Here is a 24420-nt window from a genome sequence, read left to right as displayed (position 1 = left end):
AATGCCCATCCAGAACGACTTTCTGCCCTTCGCTGCAGGGGCGGGCGCCAACGTGCTGACGCAGGCCCAGTACGCGGCGCTCACCTCCCTGATCGCCAACGGCTTTTCTGCCGGCGTCGCGCCCTCGGCGCAGCTCAACAAGGTCTGGCGCCAGAGCAGCATCATGACGGCGGTCCTGGCGCAGTTCATCGTTGCCAACACCGGCCAGACGGCCATCGACGATGGCACGACCGCGACGCTGCTGGCCAATCTGGCGACGGCGATCTCGGTGACCGCGCGCCAGAATCCAGTTCTGGCCGACACCGGTGCGGCGAACGCCTATGTAGTGGCCAACCTGGCCGCCTTCTCGGCCTACCCGACGTCGTCCGGGTTGACGCTCGACGTGTCGATCGCCAACGCGAACACCGGCGCGTCGACGCTCAACGTCGACGGACTGGGCGCAAAGCCGATTCTGGGGCTCGGTCTGCAGCCACTTCAGGGCGGCGAGCTGCCTGCGAAGGGCGTCGCATGCCTGCTGTACGTCGTCGCGTCGACCGTCAACGGTGGGAACGGCGCCTGGGTCGTGATGGAGTGCACGGGCGGCGCGCAACAGGTGACCCAGGGGACGCAGAGTAATCACGCTGTGACCGTGGCGCAAGCGGCCGGCGTCGTTGGCCAGGCGCGCAATCTGAAGGTGAACAATGCCGTGGCCTCTGCGACGGCGGCGCTCACGGCCGACGAGATCATCGTCGAGACCGCACTCGGCGGCGCGCGCTACTGCCTGCCGAACTTCAACAAGACCATCAACCTAGCCGCCACCGGGGCCGGCGGCATGGACACTGGCACTGCGCCGGCCTATGGGTACGTGGCGCTCTACGCGATCTACAACCCATCCACCGGGGCGAGCGCGCTACTGGCGGTCAACGCGACCTCTGCGGTCGCCCCCAGCGTCTACGGGGGCGCGAACATGCCGACCGGCTACACCGCATCGGCGCTGGTATCCGTGTGGCCAGTGGATGGCAATGGGAAACTCGTAGCGGGTGCCCAGCTCGATCGCGAGGTGTGGATCCCGGAAGTGGCGATCCTGACGACCTCCACGGTTGCGTCGACGCCGACCTCCGTTTCCGTCAGTACGATCGTCCCTCCGAACGCGCGAGCAGTGCGCGGGACCATGGTCGTCAACAACAACACGGTGAATGGCGGTAGCAATGCCTCCTTCGTTGGCAATGCGCAATCCGTGGGGTCGATCCGCATCGGTACGACCGCGCCCGCGTCGGGTGCGGGCGCGGCATATTCCTTTAGCGGCCTGCCGATTCTCGTGAGTCAAACGATCTACTACACACTCACCAACGTTTCCGGCTCCGGGACGCTGTACGGGTTCATCTCTGGCTATTCGATCTAGGAAGGCGCCATGCTCAACGTCCAATTCTCCGACGGCACGCAGTCGACGATCGTGTCGTACTTCGCGTCCCCGCAAGACAGTTCGGTGTTCGCCAACCTGGGCGAGGTCGATGCGAGCGACGCGCGGTGGGCCGCATTCTATGAGTCGCTGCCAGAGTTGGCGCGGTCTGGGATGCCGGTGCCGACCAAGTAGCCGGCTGATTCGAACGACACAAGCCGCCTCCAAGCGGTCTTCTCATGCCCGCGTCGAGCGGGCTTTTTCATTTTCGGGGGTCAAATGTCCGAACCAATCAGCGGCACCGTCGCAACCGGCGCAGCTGTCAGCGCCACCGCCAAACTCTTCGGCCTGCAGATCGGCGCCGGCGCCGTCGCAGCCGCGCTGGGCTTCATGGTGCTCTGGCCGAAGACGAAGCGGGAAGGGTTCGCCCGGCTCGTCTCGTCCGTCCTGGCGTCGATCGTCTTCGGCCCGGCGCTGGTGGCCTACGTCAATGCCAAGGCGCCGGATCTGTTCACGTCGGCGCGTGCCATGGGCGTGACCTTCGGCGTCCCGCCGGAATTCGGCGTGCTCTACGCCAGCGCGCCGTTCCTGGTCATCGCCGGCCTGCCGGCCTGGTGGGTGATCGGCGCCGTCGTGCGGTGGTTCGAGAAGCGCCGGGGCAAGGACATCGGTGAGCTGATGGCCGATGCCCGGCAGGAGCTGACGCCATGACGACTCCTGTCGCTCCCGAAACGAAGCCTCGCCGCGGACTGGTCGCAATCGTCGGCGCAGTCGCCGCTGCTGCACTGCTGGTGGTGGTTCCCAAGAACGAAGGGACCGTGCTGACGACCTACCGAGACATGGGGGGCGTGCTGACGTACTGCACCGGCGCCACCGAGGATGCTCAGTGGGGCAAGACCTACACGCCAGACCAATGCCGGGCTCAGCTTGACAAGGATCTGGAGCTGCATGCCGAGGGCGTCATGGCCTGCGTGCGCGCGCCGCTGACTGACGGTCAGAAAGTCGCCTTTGTCGACACCGCCTACAACATCGGCGTCTCCGCCTTCTGTGGCAGCAGCATGGCCAGGAAGGCGAATGCCGGCGACATGGCCGGCGCTTGCGCGGCGCTGTCGCTGTGGGTCAACGTCAATGGTAAGCCGGTGCGCGGCCTAGTCAATCGACGCGCCCTGGCGCGCGAGTACTGCGAAGGCCGGCGCGCCGTCTGAGCCGTCCCCACATCACCTGAGAGCCCCGCCTTGCGGGGCTTTCGCATTCCTGGATCCCTATGGCTGATCGCTTGGACTTTCAGATTGACCAGGGCGCCGATTGGAACGTCCAGCTGGTTCTGCAGAACGACGACAGAACGCCGCTGAACCTGACCGGCTGCCATATCTACCTCAAGTGCCGCGCGTCGCAATCGAGCCCGACTGCGCTGATCGACCTCTCGACGAAGGCGGGGACGATCACGCTTAACGGGCCCCTGGGCCAACTGAACTGGACCGTGCCTGGCGCGTCGACAGCGCTCTATTCGGGGCAACCGTACGCCTTGCCGCAGTTCGGGGCGATGCCGTTCGGGGTCTATGACCTTTTCGTCGAGACGCCTGGCGGCGGCCTCATCAAGTACCTCTGCGGCCAGATCCTGCTGGCGCTGAGCGAGACCCCTCCATTCTGATCACCGGAGCTTTGCATGACGGTAATTCTGGCAAGCACGCCCGGCCTGCAAGGGCCGCCCGGTGTTGGCATCAATCCACGCGGCGCGTGGTCGGCGACGACCACCTATGCGATCAACGACTGCGTGACCTACAACGGGTCGGCATACACCGCCCTGACGCCGAGCGTCGGCGCCGAGCCGGACATCACGCCACTGCAGTGGAATCTGCTCGTCGCCGCTGGCCAGCTCAGCCCGGCGGCCCAAGCGTCGGTCGCTGCCGCCCAGGCTGCCGCAAACATCGTTACGGCGTCGCTGTCGATCTCCGGGCAGAAGGTGGGCATCGTTGGCGTTGGTGACAGCATCTCGGCGATCGCCTACTCGGGCCTGACCAACTGGCTGCGCGACCTGTGCTACCTGAGCGGTCAGACGTATCGCTACCGCTACGGCGCGGACTTCGCTGTGTCCGGATCCACCGCCGAACAGGCGCTGGCGACTCAGATGCCGCAAGTTCTGGCGATGAACCCGTTGCCCAATGCGTGCGTGATCGCCTGCGGTTCGAACAACTACGGATCGAGCGCGACGATCGCGAGTGGCTTCGCAGCAGTGACGACCATGATCGAGCAACTGCTGGCGGCCGGCATCCAGCCGATCTTATGGACCGTGCCGCCGCGGGGCAATGTGTCGGGCAGCCAGGCCGGAATCAACAGCTGGAACGCGCTGGTGTACCAGATGCAGGCGCAGTACGGCTTCCCGCTGGTGGATTGCAACGCGGCGTTTCAGGATCCCAACAACCCGGCGTACCTCAATGCGGCGTACACCTTCGACGGCACGCACCCGACCGTGCTGGGTAGTGGCGCCCTGGCGGCCTACGTCTTGGCCGATCCGAAGTTCACAGCTCGCGCGCGCAAGGATGCACCGCCCTGGCTGGTCACCACCAACTCGGACGCGAACAACCTGCTGACCAACGGCCTGTTCAACTCGGCGAGCAACAGCACGACGGTGGCCGATGGTGTCACGCTCGCCAATGGCGTATCCGGTCTGCTGGTCAAAGACTCCCTGGCCATGGGCAACTGGCAGCGCTTCACGCGCCCGGCCAACGCTGGCGCAGTGGGCGCCTCTTCCGTGGCGTTCGGCGGCGTCGTGGCGGGAAGCGTGATCGAGGTCTGCTGCCGCCTGCGAGCCAGTTCGCCGGCCGTCACCTGGGGCACAACTGACGCCATCACCGGCCCGTTCACCCAGATGCTGGGCGTCGCCTGGCAGAACGCGAACTGGAGCCAGACCATCGGCACCGCCTACCTGCGCCAGACGAACACCGGCGCATCCGAGGTCGGTGTCATCTGCGAACGCCTGCTTGTGCCGGCCGGCGCCGCCAACGTCTCCGTTCTGATCGGCGCCTCGAACGCGGGCGGCAATACGCAGGCGATCTCCGTCGACATCGCCCAGTTGTCGTTCCGGCAGATCTCGCCGCCTGCTGTCTGAGCTGCACTACCTCGACCACAAGCCCCGCCGCGTGCGGGGCTTTTGTATTTCTGGAGGGCCTATGCCGATAGTCCAACACCTCATCGATGCCGCGAAGGGCAAACACCCAATCTCCGCCGCGCGCTCCGGGCACTGGCCGGCGGTGCGCGAGCAGCACCTGAAGCTGCAGCCGGTCTGCGCGGTGTGCGGTGGCAAGACGAAGCTGCAGGTGCACCACATCCGGCCGTTTCACCTACATCCGGATCTCGAGCTGGACCCGAACAACCTGATCACGCTCTGCGAGTCGGGGGAGGGCGGCGTCTCCTGTCACCTGCACTTCGGCCACCTCGGAAACTTCCGCAGCTTCAACGTGGACGTGGTGGCCGACTCGGTCGAGTGGCGCAACAAGATCCAGCATCGCCCGCAGCCATGATCCGCGCCGCAGCGCTCGCCGTCCTGCTGCTGCCCGGCTGCGCGGTGGTCGAGCACGTTCAGGTCGTGCCGCTGGTCGACCAGAGCCTGCACGTCAGCTGCTGCCGCGCCTTCGTCGAGATCCCGCCTTCCACCCAGATCACAGCCACCTTCGACCGCGCCGGCCGCCTCGTGATCGGCACCAGCTGGATTTTCTGAGCAGTCCCATCCCGCCGCACCAGCGGCATTCACCTGTAAGAGGAACGTCACATGAAGAAGCTGATGCTGCTGTGCGCGGTAGGAATCGTCGCGCTCGTCTCCCTGGCCGGCTGCGCCGGCGCGCCCCAGGCCGCCGCCGCCTTCCAGGCCCAGGTCGTGAAGGCCTGCGCGGTCGTGCAGCCGACCCTGCAGTCGGTCCAGGCCATGACGGTCGACGATCCGGCCAAGCAGGTCATCCTGGCGCAGCTGGTGAAGGACAACGGCGCCGTGTGCGCTGCCGGCGCGTCGGTTGACGCCTCGAGCGTGCAGTCGCTGGTGAACACGTCGGTGCCGGCCGCCATCCAGGTCGTGGGCCTGCTGCCGCTCGACCCGGCCGCGCGCAGCGGCGTGCAGATCGGGCTGATGGCGTTCCAGGTGGCGCTGTCTGCCGCGCTCGCGCAGTACGCCGCGCCGGCGGCGAGTTCGACCCCGGCGCCGGCCAGTGCTCCGGCCGTGGCCGGCGGGGCGACGTCGTGAGCCAGTTCCTGACCAAGCTGGTCATGGAGAATGTCACAGACCAAGATGACGGTCTGTGGCAACTGGTCGAGCCGCTGGTCTACCAGTCGGACGTGGCCGGGCAGACCTTCGAAGTGCCGCCCGGGTTCGAAACCGATCTGGCGTCCGTGCCGCGGCTGCCGGTGGTCTTCCTGCTGGCCGGCGGCACGTCAAACGAGGCGGCCGTGGTGCACGACTTCCTGTACACCATGCACCCAGTGCCGCGCGCAGTGGCGGATGCCGTGCTGCGCGAGGCCTCGTCGGTCACCGGCGTCCCGGCCTGGCGCCGGTGGCTGATGTACTGGGGCGTGCGGCTGGGCGGTGGGTCGCACTGGGAGCCGGACCAGGCGCGGGCCTAGGGCTCAGGACGCATCTTCCGGTACGGTAGCACGCGCCGCGCCTTCTCCAGCACCCGCCGGTGCTTGTCCTGGGCCTCTTCCCAGGTGGGCGAGCAGAAAATCCTCAGGTCGGTGCCTTGCTGAATGCAGGTCCAGAACTGTGGTGGCCCGGGCTGCATGGGCGACGGATTCCCCGGGAAGTAGGTGCATACCGTGACGTTGTGCTCGGGAATCTTGTCTTCCAGCCGGAAGGCCTTCCCTGGGCCGCTGACCCATTTGATGTGCACGGTGAGATCTTCGACGCGCACGGGCCGGCCAGCCTCATCCAGCACGTAATAGCGGTAGCCGTCGGAGTCGCTTGGCGGGGGAGGCGCGGAGGGCTCGGACATGGGACGGCGATTCGTATACTGTATGGATATACAGTATAACGCGGAGCCAGCCAATGAGTGTGAGCCGGATGCGATGGCCACTTCCGGGGCATCAAGCGGTAGGCGTTCACACGGGAATGGCAGAAAAACCCACACCCCCCTGCCTATTTCCTCTTGCTGCAGCCCCCAGCAAAATGCCTGAAACCCTTGTGGCGGAAAGCAGTAGGAGTCGAACCTACCTGGGAACGGCTGACGCCCCCAACCGGGTTTGAAGCCCAGAATGCCTGTACATCGATACAGTGGTATGGCCTGTATGCCACGGAAACGTGGGCCTTCCAGGGGTGCCAGATGCTGTATATGCAGACAGTATTTGATGGTGCTACGGCAGAAAATCCCACACCCCTATTTGCTCTTTCCGATCTTGCTGACGGCATCTGCCAGGCGGTCCGTAAGAAGGTGTGCATATCGCTTTGTGGAAGCGGGAGTCTTGTGCCCCAGCACGCCTCCGACGGTGTAAAGGTCCACGCCGCCGTTGATCATCTCCGACGCCGCGCTATGCCGTAGATCATGGAATCGTAGATCAGGATACCCCGCCTTTGTGCGGGCCTTGACCCATTCGTCCTTGACCTTCTGGGGCTTGATCGTGAACCGCACGCTCCTTGCGATGACCGCTATCCGACGATGGATCGGAACGATGCGCGGCCGGCCGTTTTTCGTCCGCACAAGAGAGTACCCGTCCCTGGTTACCGCGGCGCGCAAAATCTCGCTCAGGCGCATGCCGGAATAGAAGGCCACCCTTATCGCGGCGCGTACCTCACGATGTGAGCATGCTCTTGCGATCTCAAGCATCGTGCGCCGGTCTTCGTAGATGTGCCGCTCGTTATCGAAGTTGGGTATTACCATGCGACCGGTCTCGTCGTGCTCGATCAAGCCCTTTTTGTACGCATACTTGATCGCGGCGCGGACATAGCCCAGGACATTGCTTATCGATTTGTCCGCGAGCGGCTTTTTCCTGGTGCCATTGTGATCGACGTTCGAGCGCAAGTAGCTCGTGAAGCGGATCGACCAATCATAGAGGTCCATGGCGTCCTGCCCCTCGTACTCTGGGGCATACTTCTCCATGATTTGAGAGCGCGAACTCAAGTCCTTCCAGCTGGCGCCCTTGTCGGTGAAATGGAGCTGCACACATTCGCCGATCGTGACGGTGCGCTTCTTGACGCCGGTTTCTAGGGCGTAGACTTCGGCATCCCACTGGCGGCCAAGCTTGTCCGCTTCTGCCGCAGAAACTCCCGCAGGGATAATCTTTGTCTTTCTGATTCGCTTGCCTTCGATGGTGCGCTCGAACGTCCACCTGTAGCGCCTGCGTCCATTTTTGGTGATGGTTTCGATTGGCATGATGCGAGGTACTTGTAGAGAGAATCGAGGTCGTAGACGTAGGTTTTATGCCCGAGGCGAAAGCGCTGAATGATGGAGCAGCCTCGGTCGATTCGGCTGATGTTCTGGTATGGAATGCCCAGGATCGCCGCTGCTTCCTTGGCGCTCACACGTGTTCCATTCTGAAGGTTCATTTGACTCCCCAGCTTCTGCGGGTCAATTCGATGATGCGTGCTGCTGCTTCGGTCATTGCTGAAAGGGCTGCGGCCGCGTCTTGGCCGCGATGTAGAGCGGGTGCTTCGGGCTGCCGTCCTGGTTCAGCCCGAGGTGATTGAGCAGCTTCCCGCGGCCGCACATCCGGACGATGCGCAGGACCTCCGCCGCGCGCGCCGGCGCCGCCTTGTGGGCGCCCCAGGCGCAGATGACCATCGCGCACCGGTCGATCGCGTCCATGATGGCGCCGTCGTTCTGGTCCGCGCGTTCGCCCAGCGGCGCCGGGTGTGTCAGCAACCCATCCGGGTCGGTCGAGCGCAGCGGGAAGAGGTTGACCACCTCCAGGCGGCCGTACTTGCCGGCGATCGCGCGCTGCAGGCAGCGGGTGATGGTCGGGTCGTCGACCTGGTGGTCGGCCGTCGACGGGTTGAGCATGATGAAGCCGAGCGCCGGCCGGCTGCTGTCCCACTCGCGCCAGAGGCGGTAGCGGTATTGCTCGCAGTCCGAGAGGATGGCGCCGGCCTCGCCGACGAGAGTCTGGGTGATCAGGCGCTTCATGCTAGGATCCTTCGAACCATTAGGAGACAGCGATGACTGCGACTATTGCCCCCGGCACCCAGCCCGTGACCGATGGCGTCACGATGACGGTAGCGTTCAGCGTCGCGGATGCCGGTGCTGTGCAGCATTTCGGTATCTCGTACGAGGCGCTCCGGGACCATTTCGGCGCGGCCAGCAATGAGCCCCGCGACATCTCGGCGGCATTCGAGCGAGGGAAGGCCGCGATCGTCGGCAAGGCGGCCAATATGATGCGAGCCGGCCAGCGCAGTACGAGCCGTATCCTGCTGAAGACCGAGAACTTCTAGGTTCAGCATTTCGCATCCTCCCTGAACTCCACCACCCATACCCAGGGATTCGCTTCCCAGGCGTCGGGGCCATTGAGGCTGTTCCAGAGCCAGCGGTACTGCTCGCGCGGAGTCGCGCTGTAGGGATAGTCGGGGATAGACCCGTGGCCGCCGGCGCAGCCCTCGGCCCGGCAGTCAGCCTCGCTGATGTCCTGCAGCCGCTCAACTCGCACGCCGGTGACCTCGAGCAGGATGCGCGAGGCCCAGCGGGGCATGTGGATTGATGGCCTCCAGCCTTGACGCAGGTTGTCCTCGGCGTCCATGAATTCCGGGGGAGGGCCGCCGTCGGCTGCGTACTCGCAATACTTCGGCGAGTGCGGGTCTTCCGGGCGATCCTCCCAGTCTCCATCCCACATCGGGCCTTGCCAAGTCTCGCGCACCCACAGGCGGTCGCCGGGCTGGCCGTACGGGCAGCCGAAGCGGGGCAGAATCTCCCCAATCAAGTAGTCCCGAGGCCCGCTGAATGACCGACCGCCGTACAGCACCACGCAGTCGTCGCCGCCGCGCAATTCCGGCTGCGGCTTCACCACGCGCCGCGTCTGCGTCTTCCGGCCGTCGAGGACGGCGCGTACCATGGCGCCAGAAAAGAGAATAGGGAGTTCACGCATGGCAGGCATCCTGAGTTGGATCGAAGCGCATCCTGCACTGGCTGGATGGGTTCAGGCGGTGGCATCGGTCGCGGCTATCTGGTGGGCCGGGCATACCAGCGTCAGGTTGCAGCGCTCCGACAGGCAGCACGCGCGCAAGACTCTTGGCGAAGCGGTGCAGAAGATTGCTGAGGCTGCGCGCGACACTGCCGGGCATGTCATCAAAGAGATCCCTGATCGTCAGGCCGTATACGACATCGCCCAGGGCAACAAGCATTTTGACCAGCAGGTTCTCGTGCAGATTGACCGCAGCGTGTCGGGCATCCCTCTGCACGAGCTCAACACCGCGAACCTCGTGACTTTTGTCATCATGCTGGGGTCGCTGACCCGGCAACTGGAGGAGCAGGTGGCGGCGGCGCTGGAGTTCCATCGCGAAATGGACGCGGCGCAGTTTGAAGCCTTCTTCAAGGCGCTCAAGCAGATGCGAACTGCCATCGAAGACATTCGAGGCAAGATCGAAACCGAGGTGAAAAATATTCACTAACATCAAGCAGCCTCCGCCTGTTGCGCAACGGAGAGCGCAATGGCCACCGGGCGCACCCAAACCGGCGTGGCCGACAACATGAATGTCTCGCCAGTCTCGGCCAGCAGCAGCGTGGTGCCCATGACTTCGGCGATCGCCTGGGCGGCATCCGGCGGCACCGCGTTGCCGATGCGCTCGCGCCAGGCCTGGTCGCTCTCGCCGTCCAGCTTGAAGGCCTTGGGGCCAAGCATGGCGGCGCGGTTGTGCGCGTCGAAGGTATCGATTTCCCGCTGTACCTTCGGATCCGGCGACCACATCTCCTCGGGGTCGATGAGGCTTTGCAGAGCCGCCAGCTCCAGCGTGGTGAAGGGGCGGTGCCAGGTTCCATCCAGGGCGCGGATGACGGCTACCAGCTTGTCGTTGGCCAGGGGCAACCGCGGGTCAGCGACCGACCATCGCCCGTTGTCATGACCGGCAGCTGCCGAAACAGCGCCGCTGTGCTGATCCCAGCCGACCACGCCGTAGTGACCGCCGGTCAGGTAGGCGTCGCCGCGCTCGCGGCGCATGCCCGGGCGCGGGTCGGCCACAGCAAATGCACCCTGGCCGGTGTCGCTGCGCGCGATGACCGTGCCGGCCGGCTCGCCGTAGCCGGTGACGCGGTACTTGCCAGCGCCTTCGAAGCCGGTCGAAGCGCGCGGATCCTGGACGCACTGCCCGGTGCCGTGTGCACTGGTAACGGCGCCAGCAGCCTGCTGCCACGGCACGATCCGGAATTCGTTGTTGTGCTTCGGTGTGCCGTCATGGCGTGGATCCGCGACGCTGAACGTCCCCTGTCCGGGATTGGTCCCGGCCGTGATGGCGCCAGATGCTTCACCCCAGCGGAGAACCCCGTACTGCTGGTATTGGGCCGCGCCGGCCACGTGACGCGGATCTGCCACCGAGAACGCGCCATTCGTCGGCAGTGATTCGCCTGCGACGGTGCCTGCCGGTTCGTGCCAGTCCACGACGCCCAGATGGCCGCCGCGGCGTTCGGGCAGGATCAGGTAATCGCTCAGGTAGCCGTCCTGAACCGCCAGCTTGTTCAGGCTGCGCCAGTCGCTGCCGGCCTCGACAAAGGCCAAGCGCACCCACGTCTTCCACTGCAACGCTGGCACGCGGTGCATCGGGCCGCCGGCAGTCGCTCCGGGCAGCGGCATGCGGCCGAGCACTGTACCGACGCCTTGCAGGCGTCGCACAGGCGGCTCGTACAGGAAGGCCGGTACCTTCGCGGTGTGCCGCGCGACCAGGAGGAACCGTTTGCGGCTCTGCGCCAGCCCGCCAATCACACCACAGTCGTGCGTGGTCTCGTTCACCGCGTAGCCGTAGTGCCGCAGGATCTGGCCGATCTGGTCAAGCAGGTGCCGGCCGCGCGTAGCCAACCGTGGCACGTTCTCGAAGACGATCAGCTCGGGCGGGTCATCCTTCCATGCCTCGCACATCAGCCATACGCAGCGCAGCGTCAGTTCGTTCAGCGCCTGGTACTTTGGCGTGCGACTCAGTGCCTCGGACAGGAGGCCTGACGCGCCTTTGCACGGCGACGAGATGAACACGCAATGCGGCCGCTCATTACCGGCGGCGCGCCGGATGTCGACCGGCGTCGCTTCGCGCCAACCGGCCGGGGGCTCCTTGTCCCAGAAGGCGGTGTACTGCTGTCGCGTGAACAGGTCCATGACCGTGCATGGCACGCCCACGAGCATCTCGAAGTCCCGAGCCGCAGCCGGATCCACATCGATGCCCCCGATGCAGCGCCAGGTCGCGATCATGTTGCCAACGCGCGAGGCAGCCTTCTTGAAGCCCTTGGCACCGCCGCCAAGGCCGCAGCAAAAGCCGAACGTTCTATACTCGCGCCGGATCATGCCCCACCTCCTTGAAGCACTGCTGTGCTAGCCTTCGCCCCTCTATAAAAAGAAGGGGCAGCAATGTTGATCAGCCGGATCTGGGTCGGGCTAGCACTCGCGAGCGTGGCAGTAGGGTGCGCAGCGCAGCAGCGCGATCCGCGCCCAATCGGGCAGATTCGTTGTACGCCGCCGAAGCCGGTGTACCCGTCGGGCGCCAGGGCTGACCGGGTGCAAGGGCGCGCGGTGGTACGGATGATGATCGGCACCTCAGGGGAGGTGGACTCGGTCATCATCGAAGAATCATCCGGCGATGCAAGGCTCGACGGCGCAGCAGCAGCAGCGGTCGCAAAAATGCGCTGCACTGCGGCCGATTCCGAGACGCAGCGAACTCTGCTGCCCGCTACGGCAAGCCAAGCGATCGCATTTGAGCTGTCGGATTTGCCGGAGAAGAAGTAACGGCGAAAGATCATGCTGCATCTCCCTCGCGCACCCAGCCCTTGCCGGTGTGGCGGATCTTTCCGGCCTTGCGCAGGGCCTGCAGGCGGCGGTCCAGAATGCGCCAGCCATGAATGTCGCGCCACTTCGGGAGGCCGCGCGCCTTGTTGTCTTCGTCCGCGATGCGCTCGCATTCCTTCTTGACGTTCCGCTGGTAGATCGAGTTGAAGTCGATCGGGCTGCCAACGATGGCGGCGATGATCAGGGCGTCGAGCTTTTCGTACTTGGTCTTGGTGGTGGTCATGCTGCGTCTCGCATCCGTTTCAGAAGATCGGCCTCGGGCCCGAAGTTCACCCAGCGGCTGAGCGCCTGGAAGGGGCTCTTCGCCGCGGCCCGGTTGATCGCTGCCGCCAGCCGTTCCAGCTCGAGCACGCGCGCCGCGGTGAGGACCGCCGACTCGCGGCCGATGGCGAGCAGCTGCTGTGCTTCGTCACGCTGGCGCTCGGCGGTGGCCACGCGCTGGTGCAGGTCGTTGATCAGGGTCTGGTCCATGGTCAGCCTCGCGCCAGCATGCAGAGGTCCGAGAAGCGTCGCAGGCTGGCTTCCCAGCCGCGCAGCTCGCCGGTGCCCACGATGCGCGTCGGCCGCTCGCGCAGCTCTTCCGGCGCCGGGATGAAGAACATCCGCGTCTTGCCGTCGACCATGCGGCGGACCTGGCCAGCCTCGAACAGCTCGGTCAACATCTCGCGCGCCTGGTCGGTCGGCCGATTGAACAGGTGGCCGATCTGGGTGGGCGTGTAGCGCTTGCCGGCGTTCTCGCGCAGGTGCGCCAGCACGTTGGTGCGGGTGAAGTGGCGGGGGAGCTGCATCAGTGGCCCCCGCGCGTGGCCAGGATCTGCTCATCCAGCCACTGCTGGACCTCTTCCTCGACCCAGCCGCTGGCGCGGCCCATCTTGATGGGCCCGGGGAAGGTGTGCGCCTTGATGCGGTCGTAGATGGCTGTCTTGCCCAGTCCGACCATCTGGCGGACTTCGGGCATACGGAGGATGCGGCGTTGTGGTTGGGTGCTCATGCGAAATGCCTCCCGTGGAGCTCGTCCAGCTTCTCGACCTGGTCGCCGCTGAGCTTCGTCACCTCGCCAGCGTGCATGCGCGTCGCCAGCGAGCGCACGAAGCTCTGTTCCGAGGTGTTCAGGTCGTCGGTGCCGAGCAGCCCTTCCAGGCGCTGGATCATGGTGGTGGTGGTGACCATCACGCCGCCTCCCGCACGGTGCCGACCTGGTGGTCCTGGACCCAGAAGGGGGTGATCCCCTCGGGCAGCCCCGTCGGCATGCTCTTGAGGCTCATGAACACCAGCGCCGTGTCGATCTCGCCGGCATCGGCCAGGTCGGCCAGCCACCAGAACAGCCGGTCGCGCTCGGCGCCGATCAGCACGTCCGCGCGGTCGAGCACCAGCAGGCGCAGACCGGTGAGCTTGCCGATGGCGTAGGCGATCATGGCGTCCGCGCGCCACTGCTCGGATTCGGACAGCAGGGCATAGGGCCGGCCGTCGCCGGCGGTGATGGTCATGTCGCGCTCGATGCCGACGCGGAACCACTCGGACAGGTTCGCCGCGGCCGCCAACTGCTCGTTGATGGGGCCCAGGGCCTCGGCCAGCAGGTCGGCCGGGATGCCGCTGGGGCCCAGGGCCTCGGCCAGGGCGTCCCAGGCAACCACGTCGGCGTGGTGCTGGCCGGCCTTGCGGGTCAGTTCGGCGGCCTCGCCGGCGGCGCGCTGCGCCGCGCGCGCGGCGGTCAGTTCTTCGCCGACGCCCTTGATGGCGTCCTGCAGGGTCTTCAGCTCGCCCTCGATCTTCCCGCGTAGCTCGGGGTCATCGCCGGCGTCCGCCGCGGCGTCCTTGCGCAGCAGCTCGGCCTGGTTCGCGGCCGCCGCGGCGGCGTCGCGCTCAGCGGTGCGGCTCTTTAGGGCGTTCTCCAGCACGGTCAGGCTGCGCTCGTACTCGGGCAGCCGGCCGGCGGCGTCCGGGTCGGCCTGGGCGGGCGCGCGCTGCGCCAGCTGGCCGGCCAGGTATTGCAGCAGGGCGCCGCACTCCGGGCAGGTGCACGACACGCCGGCCTGCTTGCCGCCGGCGGCGGCGCGCAGCGCTTCCACCTTGGGCAGGAAGGCATCGCGCTCAGCCAGGGCGCGCGCGACGGATTCTTCGGCCTTCGGCAACTGGTCGGCCTTGGCCACCAGCCCGGCGATCTTCTCGGCGCGCTGCCGGCGCTGCTGCTCGGCAGCGTCCATCTGGCCCAGCTGGCGCTGCAGATCGCCGGCGTCGCCGGTAGCCTCCGCGATCTCTGCTTCGAGCTCGGCGATCGCAGCGGCGGCATCCTGGGGCGCCGGGCCGCCGGCGGGGACCGGCGCGGTCCAGTCGGCCGCCTTCACGGCGCCGTAGTTCTCGTTCGTCAGCGCGCGCCAGGCGCCCTTGGCGGCTGTGGCCTTGGTCTGCGCTTCCTTGGCGGCCGCGTCGAAGCCGGCGCGCACCAGCGGCAGGACCGCCTCGATCTTCTTGGCGTCGCAGCCGCGGGCGGCCAGGCGCTCGCGCACCAGGTCGGTCCCCAGCTTCAGGCCCATCAGGTCGAAGAGGAACGCGCGGCGCGCCTTCTCGTCCAGGCTGGCGAAGCGCTGGGCGTCCAGCACGTAGGCCAGGCGCGGATCGTCGGGGAGCCCGTTCTTGGCCTTGCCGGAGGGCAGGGGCACGCTGTTGGCCTGGGGGCCGACCGAGACGACGATCGAGCCCGTCTCGGCGCCGTCGTGGAGCAGCTGGCCGTAGTCCTTCTTCAGGCCAACGCGCACGCTTTCGCCGGCCAGCGCCAGGCGGACGGCTTCCTGGATGCTGGACTTGCCGGCGCCGTTCTGGCCGCAGATCAGCGAGACCGGCGTGGCCGGGATGATGTCGGCGGCCTGGATGCCCAGGAAGTTGCGGATGTGGATGGCGGTGATCTGCATGATCGGCTCACCCTTCCTGTTCCTCGGTGCTCTTGAGCACCTTGCGCTTGCCTTCGTCATCCATGGCGCTGACGACGCCGTTGGCTTCCAGCTGCTCGATCAGGCGTGCCGCGCGGTTGTAGCCGACCTTGAAGCGGCGCTGCACCATGGTGATGGAGACCTCCTGCGACTCGACCACCAGGGCTTCGACCTCGGCGTAGAGCGGGTCTTCGGTGCCGCCGGACTGCTCGTCGTGCCAGGCCTTCCAGCCCTTGACCCAGGCGATGCACAGCGGGCCGGCCATCGTCGGGCAGTCGCTCTCAGCCTTGCCTTCCCGCGCGGCTTCGTAGCCCTGCTTCTGGGCGGCATCCAACTCTTCCTGCAGCGGCTGATGCTCGATGCCAATAGGCCGCCATTCGGCGTCGACTACGTTGTCATCTGCGCCTGCGGCGGCGTCCGGCATGCCGTCGCCGTCCTGGTCGGTGTATTCCTTGCCCAGGTCCAGGCCGCGCTGGTCGGACTCGCCGCGTACTTCATCCATGCCGCCGGTGTACTGCGAGCCGTCGCCGCTCAGCACGAGCAGGACGGCCTGCCCCTGGGCCTCGGCCAGCTCATGCAGCGCGCTGACCGACTTGCCGAACTTGATCAGCACCTGGGCGCCATCCTTGATGGTGATCTTGTCCAGGTCGCCCTGGACCACCGTGCGGCCGTTGGCGGCGATCAGGTGCGCGGCCATCTTCACCGAGGCGTCGACGCGGCTGCGCAGGCGGTCGAGGATGTCGTCCTGCTTCTTCTGCGACAGCTTCGCCCACGTGTCCGGCAGCATCTTCAGTTCGAGCACCAGGGCGCTCAGCAGATCCTTGCCGAGCGTGGTGGCGGTCATGTTCAGGGTCTCGCGCATTTCGGGGGAGTGGCTCATTTCGGTGTCCTGTCTCGGGTGCGGTGTGCAGGCCCGACTAGGGCCTGTGCTGGCTCGTTGTGTTTGGGGCGGCTAGATGTGGCAGTCGACGACGGTGATCGTGGTGTCGTCCGGCAGGCCGTCCAGCAGCTCGTTGACCTTGCGGTTCCAGTCGCTCTCGCTCGCGTGGTCGTTGGAGAAGCCGAACCAGCCCATGTCGCCCCTGGCGATCCACTCGCCGTCCTTGAGCACGGCGTACAGCACGGTGGCGCCGTCACGGGCCTGCTGGATGTATTGGTCGCGCGGCGTCAGGTACTCGTCGACGCCATCCCACGGATTGCCGAGTGCCTTGGCGACGGCCTTCATCACCTCCTGCGCGTTGTAAGCGTCGCGCGCGGCCGCGATGTCGCCGGCGTGCAGGACGTCGCGCACATGGTCCCAGGTGAGCCACGTCTCGCCGTTGCTCGCGGCGGCAGCTGTAGCCCACCGATCAGCCGCCTTCTGCCCAGCTGCGTCGCGCATGCCGTCGAAGTCGATGTCGCCTTTGCGCACCACGTCCGCGCGGCCCGGGCCGTCGTCAGCGCACGAACCAAGCGCGCCGCGCTTGCCCAGCAGGCCCGCGCGCCCGGCCTTCAATTTCAGGAAGCCCGACCAGCGACCGCCGATCGTCCACCAGTCCCATTTCTTGTTGGGGTTGGTGCGGTCGACGGCCTTGATGAGCTTCCCGTCCTTGACGACGGCGTAGCCGTACATGTGGGAGGCCTGATCGCCTTGGGTTTCAGCTTGGCTTTCGTCTTCGATCGTGCGCTCGCCGAGGCCGTAGTAGTCCAGGGCACCCTCGAGCGTTTCGCCTTCGTCGATGGCGCTCTGTACGTTGGCTGTGATGTCGACGTTCTGCACGAACTGGTCGTTCGTGCCGGTGCATTCGAACTCGTGGAAGGGCTGCAACTGCTGTTCGACGTTCTCGCCGATCACCATCACTGCGAAGTGGCTCATCTTTCTGTCCTGTCTCGGTTGTCTCGCGGGCCGCGCCTCAGCATTCGGCGGCGCGGCGCTGGTCTTCCTCCCGCGCTACAGCCGTCCGCGCGGGCAGTCGCTTTCGCTGGGTGTTTAGTCGGCGTTCACCGGGGTGCGCGAGCGCCGCGTCGTCTGGGCTGCAGCGGCCGGCTCGGCGTCCGCCGGCGGGGCCAGCTCGCGCATGCGGCGCGCGGCCACTTGGTTGAGCGCGGCCTTTTCCTTCTCGTCGGCCACGTCGCGGATCAGGCTGCGGGCGTAGTCGAGATCCTCGACGGACTTCGCGCCCAGCAGCTCGCGGTTCACTTCCTGGAAGGTACGGGCGCCGGCGGCGTCGGTGGTCGTGCCCGGGTCGCCTTCGTCGGGCGGCAGCAGGTCGTCTTGCTGGCCGGACTCGGCGGCGCTGGCCGGTTCTTGCTCTTCGGCGGCAGTGGTGGTGGCCGGTGCGTCGTCTTGGGCCTCGACCACCTCCGCGCGCTGTGCCGGCTGGGCGGCGGCCTGGCGCGCCGCGCCGCGCAGCTCGTTGACCGAGGCGGCGGGCACCGTGTACGAGCCGTCCGGGTTCAGGTCGATGATTTCCTGGGCTTCCTCGACCGACTGGAGGCCCATCAGCAACTCGGGGGCGTAGAGCTTGCCGAAGAAGCTGGCCGTGCGGTAGCGCAGCATGACCTCGTCCATGGTCTGCCACTTGCTGCCAGTCTTCGTGTACCAGCCTTCCTTGACGGCCATCTCGATGGTCACCGGCGGCGATTCCAGGCGCTCTTGCGTTTCCCGCTCGATCGCCCAGGCGACGCACACCTTGTCGATGATGTCGACCTTCTTGGTGACCATGCTGCGGTTGCCGTTCTCCCACACCGTCTCGGTGCGCTCGACGGTCTTCTTGCCCAGCGCCTTGATGTCGAAGCGCAGCGGCGAGAAGCGGCCGCAACCATTTACCGCAGCGATGATCCACTGCGACGACCAGGACGGGCGGCCCTCGACGATGTAGAGGTTCTGCATCACCATCAGCGGGTCGGCGCCCATGCGTTGCGCCATGTTGAGCGCGACGACGGCATTGGCCAGGGCGTTCGGGTTCTCGCGCGATTCCTTCACGTTGCCGTACTTGTCCAGCTTCTCAATCACTTTCCGGTAGGCGGCGGGCACGAGGGTGGACGAGGCGAGCAGGTTGGCGGCGCGCTGCATCAGCTCGAAGGACTGCGAGGTGGCGAAGCCCATGGTGATCACGGGAGCGGGCTCGCGCACGGCAGGCGCGCGCATTTGTTCGAGGGTGGCGGTTGCGGCGGACATAGCGGTGGTCTCGGTCTGGAAGCGGGTGATCAGGACTTGTAGGGGCAGGTGGCGTGGCGCGGGCAGTACTTCGCCGAGCACAGGAAGGACTTGCCATTGCCGTAGAAGGCGCCGGACTGGATCAGGCGCGAGGCATGCTGCAGCAGGCCCGGCTGGTCCTCGGTGCCCAGCAGCGCGGTGCGCGGCGATTCGATCTCGCCGGTGCCCACGCGCTGGCCGGCGGCCGTCTTGCCGGTGTTCATGCCGACGATCTGCGCCGGTGCGCTGATGGGGATGCCCATCGCGTGCTCGGCCAGCAGCTCATAGACGCCCAACTGCGGCCCGTGGCCGGCGGTGACCGCCACGCCATCGGTGCCGACGGCGCGGCCGCCCGTCTTGAGGTCGCTGATGCCGGCGCCGGCCTCGGTGGTGCGCACGCGGTCGGTGGTGCCGGTCAGCGCGAGGCCCAGCTCGGGGATCTCCAGGCGCTCGCATTTCACCTCGACGCCGATGTAGTGCTGGCGCGGCGCGATCTCGACGCAGTAGCGGGTGTGCAGGGCCAGTGCAATGCGCTCGGCGGTGGCCGGGTCGCTGTCCTCCCAGTCGACCTCGGCATCCTTGTCGTGGATCGAATCCACCACGGCGGCGGCCGCGTCGTCCGCGGTGATGGGCGCGCCGTCCAGCACGGCCTGATCGAAGGCGGCCGTGCCGGCGTGCACCGCGGTGCCCAGGTGCGATGCGCCGCTCGACGGCATGCGCATGCCCAGGATGTGCTTGGCTTCAAAGCGCGCCGGGCAGTCGAATAACTCTGCCAGCGAGCTGGCGCGGATGGTGACGATGTCCATGGTGGTTCCCTCAGTGGATGCGAATCAGCTCAGGCTCACCGCTGGCAAGCCAGCGGCCGGTAACGTGGAAGCCGGCGGCGCGCTGCAGCTGCACCCAGGCCTCCCAGGTGATGTCGGGATTCATACGGTCCTCACGTGCTTGGCGGGACGGACCGGCGCGGCCGGCGCGTTCGTGGCGAAGAAGTAGGCGAGGGCGACCACCACGATCACCGCGACGGTGACCATGTTCAGCCGGCGGTTATTGCGCGCGATCTTCGCGGGGTCGTGGCGAGGGGTCACAGGTCACTCCCGAAGTCGGAATCCGGGACGATGACGACCGTGCCGCGGATCTGGTGCGTGGTGCCCGGGCGGCAGATCTCCCAGTACAACTGCGTGGCCTTCTCGTTGACGGGCAGGCCCTTCGGGTGGCCGAAGTCGTCGACGATCATCACGTGCGCGCGGTCGCGCAAGCGCACCACGTCCAGCGCGTCAGCGCCGATGCGCAGGCGGATCTGCTCGATCGTGCGCGGGCCGTCCAGCGTCACTTCGGTGCCGTCGGCGTGGATGACCTTGCGGATAGCGGCGTTCATGCTCGCTCTCCGGTGGCTTTGGCGATGGCCGAGAAGGCGTCGTAGCCCTCATGCCAATCCTTGCCTTCAGCCTGAAGATTGCGAGGCTGACCGTTCTTAGATGCGTAGTAGCCGCGCGAAAACTCTGGGTCGTAACGGAGGCGGGAATTTGCGCTATCGGCCAGTGCCTCAAGCAACTCCGGCGCGGCGGCCATCAGCTTGGCTTTCGCGCTGGCGCCTTCGGTGTTCGCGGGCACTTCCGCGACCAGAAAACCGGCGCCGCTGTCTGCCGTGCGCTTCTCGCGGATCAGGTTGCTGCAGGCCTCCCAGGGGCCGAACTTGGCATTAGCCATGGCTCAAGCCCTCCCTTCCGTCAGGAACTCGATCGCCAGCCGCTCGAATTCGGCAACCGACATGGCCGTGAAGAAGTCGACCAGCTCGGGGCCCTGGCTGCCGTCGGCGTTGACCATGCGGATGCTGGCCGCGATGAAGGCGGGGGCCTGGCCGGGCCCGGGGGTGGTGAACTCGCCGATGACCGACCACCACTCGCCGGCGGTCAGGACCACGGCCGATTGCTCGTCGGCGCGCGGAAGGCGCGGCGCGGTGGCCGGTGCGAGGAAAGCCGGCGCAGGCTGGCCGGCGGCGCGCTGGCGCGCCTCATAGGCGTGCTGGTACGCGGCGGCGGTGGGAACGGCATTGGGCATCTCTGTCTCCAGCGAGCCGCTGCGGATGTGAGCGGCGTGGAACAGAGTTTAGATCGCTAATCTAAGAAAGTAAAGAAAGCTAAACCAATTTTTGTTTAGACCCCTCTACCGTTGGGTGTAGCTTTGGGGGGGCAGCGCGGAGAGCATCTTGTGGGCGCAGCTGGCCTAGACTGCTTTGATGCGAGGGAAAAGGGGGACGAGCATGGACCCAGACGACGTGATCCGCAGGTTCGAAGAGCTTGCGCTCGACGACGACCAGGATCTGGACGTGGATGACGCGATCGCTTTGCTGGCGGCGCTGCTGGCCGATGACGCGATCGAGGGGAAGGAGAGGGCGGCGCTAGAGCAGGTAGGGGCTACGCTCTACCGCGTGGGGCTGAATGAGCGGGTGATTGCGGCAGCGAAGCGGCGGCGGTAGGCAACAAAAACCCGCCGGGTGGCGGGCTCGATTAGTCTGCACTATGGCGCATCCTGAGGTGAATCTTCATCGCCGAACTCAAGCACAGTCTGCTTGGGCTTGAGTGGAAGATCAGCAGTGGCGATTGCCTCGATTCCTAGCCTTGCCGCTTCGCCGGCCATATCTTCGTCGTCCGTGTATATCGTCTTCACGTTGTGCTGGCGCGCAATAGCAAGAATCTGTCGATCAACCTTTACGCCCTGCCAGGGCGCTTTGGAGGAGCCTTTTTTCTTGCCCGAGGCGATTGCACCGCGGAAGATAAGCGACGCTTCGAAGGCGGCAACTTCATCGAACGGGAGAATTCGGATAGATCCACGCTTCTTGAGCGCGTTGACGACGTCGCTAGTAGCCACGTCCGCACCGCAGAGGAATTCTGCCCAGGCGGGCGATGGTACGCCTATGACCGTTCGAGCGTTGACAATATCTTGGATGAGCCCAGCGATCTTCTCGTACGCGGGGTCGTTTTCAGAAAGACTAGATACGGAAATTAGAATGTTAGCATCGAAGATAATCACTTAGTCCCCTCGCATTTTTTTCCATTCTTCTATCGGGTCCTTCTTCGATGCCCAGCCATTGCCTTTGATCGCTCTAAGCTCGGCGAGCACTACATCGAGCGGCACATCATCGATTTCTTCGTACGATTGAATGTAGAGCATATCGAGCTCCCATTCTCCGTTCGCATAACGTATCCATTTCCCTTGGCCATGGAATCTCAGGGGGGATTCTAGGTAGTGACGCGAGAGTTCTTTCGCATTTGCCTTTCCGCGGATCTCGGCTCGGAAGGTACGTCCCTCTTGATCCTGAAGCAGCACAGGAATGGTCTCGTCACGCCCACCAATCTTAATGACGGTCCCATCGATCGTCGTCGGTTGCTGAATGGTATGCGTCTCAGCTACTGGGAGTTTCCTGCCCGGGAATTCAAGGATCTTCCCGCCGGCATTCGGGCGCGAGAGCGTGCCAACGGCGTTGTCTTGTCGAAGCAGCCGGTCGATGGCCTTGAAGGCCTTCTGAGCATCAGGGTCCGGATCGCCAGTCTTCACGCTCTGAAGGCGCTGGTAGACCTTGGGGAAGGCGGGTTCCTCGATAGCCACCTGAACGATTGCGCTGCCCTTCTTGAGCTTTTCGAAGTGCACGCGCTCCTCACTTCCATAGAGCTGCGCAAGCTGCGCGAGGTACTCCGCGAGGCGCGACATCGGGAGTGTCTCTGGGGTAAAGCTATCAATTCGGAAGCTGAGTCTTTCTCGCGTGTCCATGGCGCCCTCTCCCGGGCCGGTCTGCACCGACCGATGTGCGGTCTCATGCATCTTGTGTTGTCCTATTCTGACATTTTGGCAGGTATTGGCCGTCGTGGTTGACGTTCGTCACGTTGGCCACGCAATTTCAGTTCGTGCCGCTAGGCATCGCTCCATCAACAGGTCGCGCCAGATGCTCGTGCTGCCTGCAGCGATGGCGATAGGCCCCGGCAACCTCAATTCTTGGCAGGCTTGTACGGCTTGAGCTCACCATTCATGGCGTCGGCCATCACTGCGGAAATGACGGCGGTCCCGGGATTGCGCATAGTCTCTGTCTTCACGACCTGGCCGCGCAGCTTGACCTGGCCCTTGATGAACTCGCAAGGAGCCTTGCACGAGAAGACGTTGGTTACCGCGCCGTCTGTGATTGAAACGCTATGCGTTCCATCCTTCTCCCCGAGATAGCGAACCATCAGGAGGGAGTTTGCGGTTCTCCCAGAGCGCCGCTCATCCTCGCTGACAGCAGGCTCGTAGCCGTATTCGCCGTCCTCTTCCATCGAGTAATTGTGGGTTGGTCTGGCCGGTGGCGGGGGAGGCGGGGGCGCTTCGGCGACTACCGGCTGCTGCACTGCGGTCGTCTTGGGGGCTTGGCTCTGCTCATTGCTTTTCCCGCAGGCCGCCAGCGCGGCGGCCGCGGCAAGAGCTACGGCGATAGAGGCCAGCTTCTCATCGCGCATGTTATTGATCTCCCCTGTGTCATTTAGCCCATAAGCCTATAGATCGACCTCGGGCCATCACTACCCTTCCGATCGGTGGTTCAATCCGGCACCCAGGCCGATGCCTTGACGATGGCCTCGATGAAGTCGAGCTTCTCGATGTCGCCGTTCGGAATCTTCACGATGCCGTGCTTCTGGTTGACCGACAGGAAGCTGGTGTAGCCGTCCCGCGCGAAGCCCAGGATCTTGATCATCACGCGGCCGTCCTTGGACTTGACCAAGACCTCATCGCCGTTCGTGACCGCGTGGTTGGGGGCAGCCACGACGAATTCACCGTCCTTGATCCGCGGCTCCATCGAGTCGCCCACGCAGCGTAGGCCGTAGGCATCCGGGTCCGAGCTGAAGAATTGCAGGTACCCGTCGCCGTGGCCGACCGGGTACTCCATGTCGCAGAAGTGCCCGTTGTCGCCGAGTTGTGCCATCGCCACTACCGGAATTTTCCTGATGGAGCTTGCTGGGATCGGAATGGGGTTCCAGTCATCGTTGTGCTGGATGGCGGCCTTCTTGGGCCCCTTGTCCATGACGATCCAGACGGCGTTGTATCCGTAGGCCTCCTGGATGCCGACGGCGTACTCCAGCTTGATGGACTTGATCTGCCCGCTCAGCCATTGGCTGACCGCGCCCTTCGTGACGCCGGCCGCCTTCGCCAGCGCAACTGCTTCGGCGCCGGTTTCGTCCAGGATCGTCTGTATTCGCTCGCTCAAGGTCATTTTAGAAATCTAAACGAATGTTGGTTTAGAGGGCTTGATGCGCGTGGTTTAGGGTTCTATACTTCGTGGCATGAACGCACGCGAACTCATCCAGGCCCTAGGTGGGCCGCAGGCTGTCACCGCCGAGACCGGTCTCAGTAAGGGCCGGATTTCGCAGTGGCAGACGAGCAACCACATTCCGCGCCCGTGGGTGATGTTCCTGCGCGCCCGGTTTCCGAGGGCCGTCGATTGGGCGCGGCTCGAGCTGGCAGAACGCGAGCCGCCAAAGGTCGCGCGAAAGCCGGGCAAGCCCCGCGCCACCGCCCACGAAGCCCACAGCGAGGCCGCGTGATGAAGAAGGGCGCTGTCACCGCGACCATCTGGTGGGCCAAGGTCCGAGCTCGCCAGCTGGGCGAGTCGCAATCGGCGGAGAAGGGGACCGGATTGCCTGACCGAATCCGAGCGTTTCGGCGTCGCTTCCCGCTCGTCTCGAGGCTCATCGCCGGCCAGCTCGGTGCGTTCGTCGTGATCCTCACCTTCTGGGCGGCGGTGTGGGTGATCGACTGGCTTCCGTGGCCGAAGGGGTGAGGCATGAACAGCAATATATCCCCCAATTGGACGCTGGGCGCCGGCCGAAGGAAGTTCGTCGCGGCGCGCCGCCCAGCACCAGTGAGCAGGGCTGACGGAAGCCGGCTGTATGAGCCTCGCGGGTGCTCAGCCGGGATTCTGATCAGCGCGAAGCCGATCAAGGTCAAGGTCGAGGCCAGTGCAATCG

39 protein-coding genes are annotated in these 24420 nt (G+C 65.5%); 16 read left to right on the top strand and 23 right to left on the bottom strand.

The features are described from left to right. Position 1 precedes the first annotated feature (1 nt). The 10 genes from BKK79_RS41800 to BKK79_RS36045 all read left to right on the top strand — a co-directional run bounded on the left by BKK79_RS41800 (position 2) and on the right by BKK79_RS36045 (position 5989). On the top strand, positions 2-1381 hold the full coding sequence (locus BKK79_RS41800) for a hypothetical protein (RefSeq protein ID WP_232346403.1): 1380 nt from the start codon (positions 2-4) through the stop codon (positions 1379-1381). A 9-nt stretch (positions 1382-1390) separates the two neighbouring features. Next, positions 1391-1573, top strand: a complete 183-nt coding sequence (locus BKK79_RS36085; RefSeq protein ID WP_071040206.1) for a hypothetical protein — start codon at positions 1391-1393, stop codon at positions 1571-1573. Positions 1574-1657: 84 nt separating this feature from the next. Beyond that, the gene (locus BKK79_RS36080) at positions 1658-2089 is read left to right on the top strand and encodes a hypothetical protein (RefSeq protein WP_071040205.1); all 432 of its coding nucleotides are present in this window, start codon (positions 1658-1660) and stop codon (positions 2087-2089) included. Next, positions 2086-2583, top strand: coding sequence for a lysozyme (locus BKK79_RS36075; protein WP_071040204.1), 498 nt, complete (start codon positions 2086-2088; stop codon positions 2581-2583). The genes BKK79_RS36080 and BKK79_RS36075 overlap by 4 nt, the downstream gene beginning before the upstream one ends. A 59-nt stretch (positions 2584-2642) precedes the next feature. Further along, complete coding sequence (locus BKK79_RS36070; protein WP_071040203.1) at positions 2643-3029, top strand: hypothetical protein; 387 nt, start codon at positions 2643-2645, stop codon at positions 3027-3029. A gap of 15 nt (positions 3030-3044) precedes the next feature. Beyond that, a complete protein-coding gene (locus BKK79_RS36065) occupies positions 3045-4487 on the top strand; it encodes a GDSL-type esterase/lipase family protein (RefSeq protein WP_071040202.1) in 1443 nt (480 codons plus the stop codon). A 61-nt stretch (positions 4488-4548) separates the two neighbouring features. Further along, positions 4549-4899 carry an HNH endonuclease gene (locus tag BKK79_RS36060; RefSeq protein WP_071040201.1) on the top strand — a complete coding sequence of 117 codons (351 nt, stop codon included), beginning with the start codon at positions 4549-4551 and terminating at the stop codon, positions 4897-4899. Continuing rightward, on the top strand, positions 4896-5096 hold the full coding sequence (locus tag BKK79_RS36055; protein WP_071040200.1) for a hypothetical protein: 201 nt from the start codon (positions 4896-4898) through the stop codon (positions 5094-5096). The genes BKK79_RS36060 and BKK79_RS36055 overlap by 4 nt, the downstream gene beginning before the upstream one ends. A gap of 51 nt (positions 5097-5147) precedes the next feature. Continuing rightward, entirely contained in the window at positions 5148-5612 is a 465-nt protein-coding gene (locus BKK79_RS36050) for a hypothetical protein (RefSeq protein ID WP_071040199.1), read from the top strand. Further along, positions 5609-5989, top strand: a complete 381-nt coding sequence (locus BKK79_RS36045; RefSeq protein ID WP_084085574.1) for a DUF1353 domain-containing protein — start codon at positions 5609-5611, stop codon at positions 5987-5989. The genes BKK79_RS36050 and BKK79_RS36045 overlap by 4 nt, the downstream gene beginning before the upstream one ends. Here BKK79_RS36045 and BKK79_RS36040 read toward each other — a convergent pair. The 3 genes from BKK79_RS36040 to BKK79_RS36030 all read right to left on the bottom strand — a co-directional run bounded on the left by BKK79_RS36040 (position 5986) and on the right by BKK79_RS36030 (position 8481). After that, positions 5986-6357, bottom strand: a complete 372-nt coding sequence (locus BKK79_RS36040; RefSeq protein ID WP_071040198.1) for a hypothetical protein — start codon at positions 6355-6357, stop codon at positions 5986-5988. The genes BKK79_RS36045 and BKK79_RS36040 overlap by 4 nt on opposite strands. Positions 6358-6738: 381 nt before the next feature. After that, positions 6739-7731, bottom strand: coding sequence for a tyrosine-type recombinase/integrase (locus BKK79_RS36035; RefSeq protein WP_071038603.1), 993 nt, complete (start codon positions 7729-7731; stop codon positions 6739-6741). A gap of 225 nt (positions 7732-7956) precedes the next feature. Next, positions 7957-8481, bottom strand: a complete 525-nt coding sequence (locus tag BKK79_RS36030; protein ID WP_071038602.1) for a DUF1643 domain-containing protein — start codon at positions 8479-8481, stop codon at positions 7957-7959. Between the two features lie 32 nt (positions 8482-8513). Here BKK79_RS36030 and BKK79_RS36025 point away from each other — a divergent pair, with 32 nt between their 5' ends. After that, positions 8514-8786, top strand: coding sequence for a DUF1488 family protein (locus BKK79_RS36025; RefSeq protein WP_071038601.1), 273 nt, complete (start codon positions 8514-8516; stop codon positions 8784-8786). Positions 8787-8788: 2 nt separating this feature from the next. On the opposite strand, the gene BKK79_RS36020 is transcribed toward BKK79_RS36025, so the two are convergent. Continuing rightward, positions 8789-9433, bottom strand: a complete 645-nt coding sequence (locus BKK79_RS36020) for a hypothetical protein (RefSeq protein ID WP_071038600.1) — start codon at positions 9431-9433, stop codon at positions 8789-8791. Between BKK79_RS36020 and BKK79_RS36015 the strand changes: the two genes are divergently transcribed. Continuing rightward, on the top strand, positions 9432-9956 hold the full coding sequence (locus BKK79_RS36015) for a hypothetical protein (protein WP_071038599.1): 525 nt from the start codon (positions 9432-9434) through the stop codon (positions 9954-9956). The two genes, BKK79_RS36020 and BKK79_RS36015, sit on opposite strands and share 2 nt — an antisense overlap. A gap of 2 nt (positions 9957-9958) precedes the next feature. On the opposite strand, the gene BKK79_RS36010 is transcribed toward BKK79_RS36015, so the two are convergent. Next, entirely contained in the window at positions 9959-11830 is a 1872-nt protein-coding gene (locus BKK79_RS36010; protein ID WP_071038598.1) for a DNA cytosine methyltransferase, read from the bottom strand. A 63-nt stretch (positions 11831-11893) separates the two neighbouring features. Here BKK79_RS36010 and BKK79_RS36005 point away from each other — a divergent pair, with 63 nt between their 5' ends. Then, positions 11894-12268: a TonB family protein gene (locus BKK79_RS36005; RefSeq protein ID WP_071038597.1), complete on the top strand. Its 375-nt coding sequence runs from the start codon at positions 11894-11896 to the stop codon at positions 12266-12268. 10 nt (positions 12269-12278) lie between these two features. On the opposite strand, the gene BKK79_RS36000 is transcribed toward BKK79_RS36005, so the two are convergent. The 14 genes from BKK79_RS36000 to BKK79_RS35940 form a co-directional block, all read right to left on the bottom strand. Further along, positions 12279-12551, bottom strand: coding sequence for a hypothetical protein (locus tag BKK79_RS36000; RefSeq protein WP_071038596.1), 273 nt, complete (start codon positions 12549-12551; stop codon positions 12279-12281). After that, entirely contained in the window at positions 12548-12799 is a 252-nt protein-coding gene (locus tag BKK79_RS35995) for a hypothetical protein (RefSeq protein ID WP_071038595.1), read from the bottom strand. The genes BKK79_RS36000 and BKK79_RS35995 overlap by 4 nt, the downstream gene beginning before the upstream one ends. 2 nt (positions 12800-12801) lie before the next feature. After that, a complete protein-coding gene (locus BKK79_RS35990; RefSeq protein ID WP_071038594.1) occupies positions 12802-13116 on the bottom strand; it encodes a hypothetical protein in 315 nt (104 codons plus the stop codon). Further along, the gene (locus tag BKK79_RS35985; RefSeq protein ID WP_071038593.1) at positions 13116-13319 is read right to left on the bottom strand and encodes a helix-turn-helix transcriptional regulator; all 204 of its coding nucleotides are present in this window, start codon (positions 13317-13319) and stop codon (positions 13116-13118) included. The genes BKK79_RS35990 and BKK79_RS35985 overlap by 1 nt, the downstream gene beginning before the upstream one ends. Continuing rightward, positions 13316-13498, bottom strand: coding sequence for a hypothetical protein (locus tag BKK79_RS35980; RefSeq protein ID WP_071038592.1), 183 nt, complete (start codon positions 13496-13498; stop codon positions 13316-13318). The genes BKK79_RS35985 and BKK79_RS35980 overlap by 4 nt, the downstream gene beginning before the upstream one ends. After that, positions 13498-15237 carry an AAA family ATPase gene (locus BKK79_RS35975; protein WP_071038591.1) on the bottom strand — a complete coding sequence of 580 codons (1740 nt, stop codon included), beginning with the start codon at positions 15235-15237 and terminating at the stop codon, positions 13498-13500. Before BKK79_RS35975 ends, BKK79_RS35980 begins: the two co-directional genes overlap by 1 nt. A 7-nt stretch (positions 15238-15244) precedes the next feature. Then, on the bottom strand, positions 15245-16135 hold the full coding sequence (locus tag BKK79_RS42095) for a DNA translocase FtsK (RefSeq protein ID WP_157128487.1): 891 nt from the start codon (positions 16133-16135) through the stop codon (positions 15245-15247). Between the two features lie 72 nt (positions 16136-16207). After that, positions 16208-17110 carry a hypothetical protein gene (locus BKK79_RS35965; protein ID WP_071038589.1) on the bottom strand — a complete coding sequence of 301 codons (903 nt, stop codon included), beginning with the start codon at positions 17108-17110 and terminating at the stop codon, positions 16208-16210. A gap of 114 nt (positions 17111-17224) precedes the next feature. After that, complete coding sequence (locus BKK79_RS35960) at positions 17225-18415, bottom strand: hypothetical protein (protein ID WP_071040255.1); 1191 nt, start codon at positions 18413-18415, stop codon at positions 17225-17227. A gap of 29 nt (positions 18416-18444) precedes the next feature. Further along, positions 18445-19239, bottom strand: a complete 795-nt coding sequence (locus BKK79_RS35955; protein ID WP_071038588.1) for a RecB family exonuclease — start codon at positions 19237-19239, stop codon at positions 18445-18447. Positions 19240-19359: 120 nt separating this feature from the next. Further along, a complete protein-coding gene (locus tag BKK79_RS40850) occupies positions 19360-19518 on the bottom strand; it encodes a hypothetical protein (RefSeq protein ID WP_157128486.1) in 159 nt (52 codons plus the stop codon). Continuing rightward, a complete protein-coding gene (locus tag BKK79_RS35950) occupies positions 19515-19808 on the bottom strand; it encodes a hypothetical protein (protein ID WP_071038587.1) in 294 nt (97 codons plus the stop codon). The genes BKK79_RS40850 and BKK79_RS35950 overlap by 4 nt, the downstream gene beginning before the upstream one ends. After that, positions 19805-20140 carry a hypothetical protein gene (locus BKK79_RS35945; protein WP_071038586.1) on the bottom strand — a complete coding sequence of 112 codons (336 nt, stop codon included), beginning with the start codon at positions 20138-20140 and terminating at the stop codon, positions 19805-19807. The genes BKK79_RS35950 and BKK79_RS35945 overlap by 4 nt, the downstream gene beginning before the upstream one ends. Before the next feature lie 3 nt (positions 20141-20143). Then, positions 20144-20491, bottom strand: coding sequence for a hypothetical protein (locus BKK79_RS35940; RefSeq protein WP_071038585.1), 348 nt, complete (start codon positions 20489-20491; stop codon positions 20144-20146). Between the two features lie 202 nt (positions 20492-20693). On the opposite strand from BKK79_RS35940, the gene BKK79_RS35935 reads away from it, so the two are divergent. Continuing rightward, complete coding sequence (locus BKK79_RS35935; protein WP_071038584.1) at positions 20694-20909, top strand: hypothetical protein; 216 nt, start codon at positions 20694-20696, stop codon at positions 20907-20909. 41 nt (positions 20910-20950) lie between these two features. Here BKK79_RS35935 and BKK79_RS35930 read toward each other — a convergent pair whose 3' ends face one another. The 4 genes from BKK79_RS35930 to BKK79_RS35915 form a co-directional block, all read right to left on the bottom strand. Next, a complete protein-coding gene (locus BKK79_RS35930; RefSeq protein WP_084084957.1) occupies positions 20951-21463 on the bottom strand; it encodes a type II toxin-antitoxin system VapC family toxin in 513 nt (170 codons plus the stop codon). Next, on the bottom strand, positions 21464-22201 hold the full coding sequence (locus BKK79_RS35925) for a hypothetical protein (protein WP_071040252.1): 738 nt from the start codon (positions 22199-22201) through the stop codon (positions 21464-21466). 215 nt (positions 22202-22416) lie between these two features. Continuing rightward, positions 22417-22917, bottom strand: coding sequence for a hypothetical protein (locus tag BKK79_RS35920; protein WP_071040251.1), 501 nt, complete (start codon positions 22915-22917; stop codon positions 22417-22419). Positions 22918-22997: 80 nt separating this feature from the next. Continuing rightward, positions 22998-23666, bottom strand: coding sequence for a S24 family peptidase (locus tag BKK79_RS35915; protein WP_071040250.1), 669 nt, complete (start codon positions 23664-23666; stop codon positions 22998-23000). Between the two features lie 70 nt (positions 23667-23736). On the opposite strand from BKK79_RS35915, the gene BKK79_RS35910 reads away from it, so the two are divergent. Then, entirely contained in the window at positions 23737-23997 is a 261-nt protein-coding gene (locus tag BKK79_RS35910) for a hypothetical protein (RefSeq protein ID WP_071040249.1), read from the top strand. Continuing rightward, the gene (locus tag BKK79_RS35905; protein WP_071040248.1) at positions 23997-24233 is read left to right on the top strand and encodes a hypothetical protein; all 237 of its coding nucleotides are present in this window, start codon (positions 23997-23999) and stop codon (positions 24231-24233) included. The genes BKK79_RS35910 and BKK79_RS35905 overlap by 1 nt, the downstream gene beginning before the upstream one ends. Positions 24234-24420: the final 187 nt, after the last annotated feature.

It is taken from the genome of Cupriavidus sp. USMAA2-4, from assembly GCF_001854305.1.
GTDB classification, from domain to species: domain Bacteria; phylum Pseudomonadota; class Gammaproteobacteria; order Burkholderiales; family Burkholderiaceae; genus Cupriavidus; species Cupriavidus malaysiensis.
This window is presented reverse-complemented; position numbering and strand designations above follow the sequence as displayed.

What these genes read in the sequence shown, in the direction of transcription:
- BKK79_RS41800 (WP_232346403.1), top strand. Translation starts at nt 2, where the DNA reads ATGCCCATCCAGAACGACTTTCTGCCCTTCGCTGCAGGGGCGGGCGCC.
- BKK79_RS36085 (WP_071040206.1), top strand. Translation starts at nt 1,391, where the DNA reads ATGCTCAACGTCCAATTCTCCGACGGCACGCAGTCGACGATCGTGTCG.
- BKK79_RS36080 (WP_071040205.1), top strand. Translation starts at nt 1,658, where the DNA reads ATGTCCGAACCAATCAGCGGCACCGTCGCAACCGGCGCAGCTGTCAGC.
- BKK79_RS36075 (WP_071040204.1), top strand. Translation starts at nt 2,086, where the DNA reads ATGACGACTCCTGTCGCTCCCGAAACGAAGCCTCGCCGCGGACTGGTC.
- BKK79_RS36070 (WP_071040203.1), top strand. Translation starts at nt 2,643, where the DNA reads ATGGCTGATCGCTTGGACTTTCAGATTGACCAGGGCGCCGATTGGAAC.
- BKK79_RS36065 (WP_071040202.1), top strand. Translation starts at nt 3,045, where the DNA reads ATGACGGTAATTCTGGCAAGCACGCCCGGCCTGCAAGGGCCGCCCGGT.
- BKK79_RS36060 (WP_071040201.1), top strand. Translation starts at nt 4,549, where the DNA reads ATGCCGATAGTCCAACACCTCATCGATGCCGCGAAGGGCAAACACCCA.
- BKK79_RS36055 (WP_071040200.1), top strand. Translation starts at nt 4,896, where the DNA reads ATGATCCGCGCCGCAGCGCTCGCCGTCCTGCTGCTGCCCGGCTGCGCG.
- BKK79_RS36050 (WP_071040199.1), top strand. Translation starts at nt 5,148, where the DNA reads ATGAAGAAGCTGATGCTGCTGTGCGCGGTAGGAATCGTCGCGCTCGTC.
- BKK79_RS36040 (WP_071040198.1), bottom strand. Translation starts at nt 6,357, where the DNA reads ATGTCCGAGCCCTCCGCGCCTCCCCCGCCAAGCGACTCCGACGGCTAC.
- BKK79_RS36035 (WP_071038603.1), bottom strand. Translation starts at nt 7,731, where the DNA reads ATGCCAATCGAAACCATCACCAAAAATGGACGCAGGCGCTACAGGTGG.
- BKK79_RS36030 (WP_071038602.1), bottom strand. Translation starts at nt 8,481, where the DNA reads ATGAAGCGCCTGATCACCCAGACTCTCGTCGGCGAGGCCGGCGCCATC.
- BKK79_RS36025 (WP_071038601.1), top strand. Translation starts at nt 8,514, where the DNA reads ATGACTGCGACTATTGCCCCCGGCACCCAGCCCGTGACCGATGGCGTC.
- BKK79_RS36015 (WP_071038599.1), top strand. Translation starts at nt 9,432, where the DNA reads ATGGCAGGCATCCTGAGTTGGATCGAAGCGCATCCTGCACTGGCTGGA.
- BKK79_RS36020 (WP_071038600.1), bottom strand. Translation starts at nt 9,433, where the DNA reads ATGCGTGAACTCCCTATTCTCTTTTCTGGCGCCATGGTACGCGCCGTC.
- BKK79_RS36010 (WP_071038598.1), bottom strand. Translation starts at nt 11,830, where the DNA reads ATGATCCGGCGCGAGTATAGAACGTTCGGCTTTTGCTGCGGCCTTGGC.
- BKK79_RS36005 (WP_071038597.1), top strand. Translation starts at nt 11,894, where the DNA reads ATGTTGATCAGCCGGATCTGGGTCGGGCTAGCACTCGCGAGCGTGGCA.
- BKK79_RS36000 (WP_071038596.1), bottom strand. Translation starts at nt 12,551, where the DNA reads ATGACCACCACCAAGACCAAGTACGAAAAGCTCGACGCCCTGATCATC.
- BKK79_RS35995 (WP_071038595.1), bottom strand. Translation starts at nt 12,799, where the DNA reads ATGGACCAGACCCTGATCAACGACCTGCACCAGCGCGTGGCCACCGCC.
- BKK79_RS35990 (WP_071038594.1), bottom strand. Translation starts at nt 13,116, where the DNA reads ATGCAGCTCCCCCGCCACTTCACCCGCACCAACGTGCTGGCGCACCTG.
- BKK79_RS35985 (WP_071038593.1), bottom strand. Translation starts at nt 13,319, where the DNA reads ATGAGCACCCAACCACAACGCCGCATCCTCCGTATGCCCGAAGTCCGC.
- BKK79_RS35980 (WP_071038592.1), bottom strand. Translation starts at nt 13,498, where the DNA reads ATGGTCACCACCACCACCATGATCCAGCGCCTGGAAGGGCTGCTCGGC.
- BKK79_RS35975 (WP_071038591.1), bottom strand. Translation starts at nt 15,237, where the DNA reads ATGCAGATCACCGCCATCCACATCCGCAACTTCCTGGGCATCCAGGCC.
- BKK79_RS42095 (WP_157128487.1), bottom strand. Translation starts at nt 16,135, where the DNA reads ATGAGCCACTCCCCCGAAATGCGCGAGACCCTGAACATGACCGCCACC.
- BKK79_RS35965 (WP_071038589.1), bottom strand. Translation starts at nt 17,110, where the DNA reads ATGAGCCACTTCGCAGTGATGGTGATCGGCGAGAACGTCGAACAGCAG.
- BKK79_RS35960 (WP_071040255.1), bottom strand. Translation starts at nt 18,415, where the DNA reads ATGTCCGCCGCAACCGCCACCCTCGAACAAATGCGCGCGCCTGCCGTG.
- BKK79_RS35955 (WP_071038588.1), bottom strand. Translation starts at nt 19,239, where the DNA reads ATGGACATCGTCACCATCCGCGCCAGCTCGCTGGCAGAGTTATTCGAC.
- BKK79_RS35950 (WP_071038587.1), bottom strand. Translation starts at nt 19,808, where the DNA reads ATGAACGCCGCTATCCGCAAGGTCATCCACGCCGACGGCACCGAAGTG.
- BKK79_RS35945 (WP_071038586.1), bottom strand. Translation starts at nt 20,140, where the DNA reads ATGGCTAATGCCAAGTTCGGCCCCTGGGAGGCCTGCAGCAACCTGATC.
- BKK79_RS35940 (WP_071038585.1), bottom strand. Translation starts at nt 20,491, where the DNA reads ATGCCCAATGCCGTTCCCACCGCCGCCGCGTACCAGCACGCCTATGAG.
- BKK79_RS35935 (WP_071038584.1), top strand. Translation starts at nt 20,694, where the DNA reads ATGGACCCAGACGACGTGATCCGCAGGTTCGAAGAGCTTGCGCTCGAC.
- BKK79_RS35925 (WP_071040252.1), bottom strand. Translation starts at nt 22,201, where the DNA reads ATGGACACGCGAGAAAGACTCAGCTTCCGAATTGATAGCTTTACCCCA.
- BKK79_RS35920 (WP_071040251.1), bottom strand. Translation starts at nt 22,917, where the DNA reads ATGCGCGATGAGAAGCTGGCCTCTATCGCCGTAGCTCTTGCCGCGGCC.
- BKK79_RS35915 (WP_071040250.1), bottom strand. Translation starts at nt 23,666, where the DNA reads ATGACCTTGAGCGAGCGAATACAGACGATCCTGGACGAAACCGGCGCC.
- BKK79_RS35910 (WP_071040249.1), top strand. Translation starts at nt 23,737, where the DNA reads ATGAACGCACGCGAACTCATCCAGGCCCTAGGTGGGCCGCAGGCTGTC.
- BKK79_RS35905 (WP_071040248.1), top strand. Translation starts at nt 23,997, where the DNA reads ATGAAGAAGGGCGCTGTCACCGCGACCATCTGGTGGGCCAAGGTCCGA.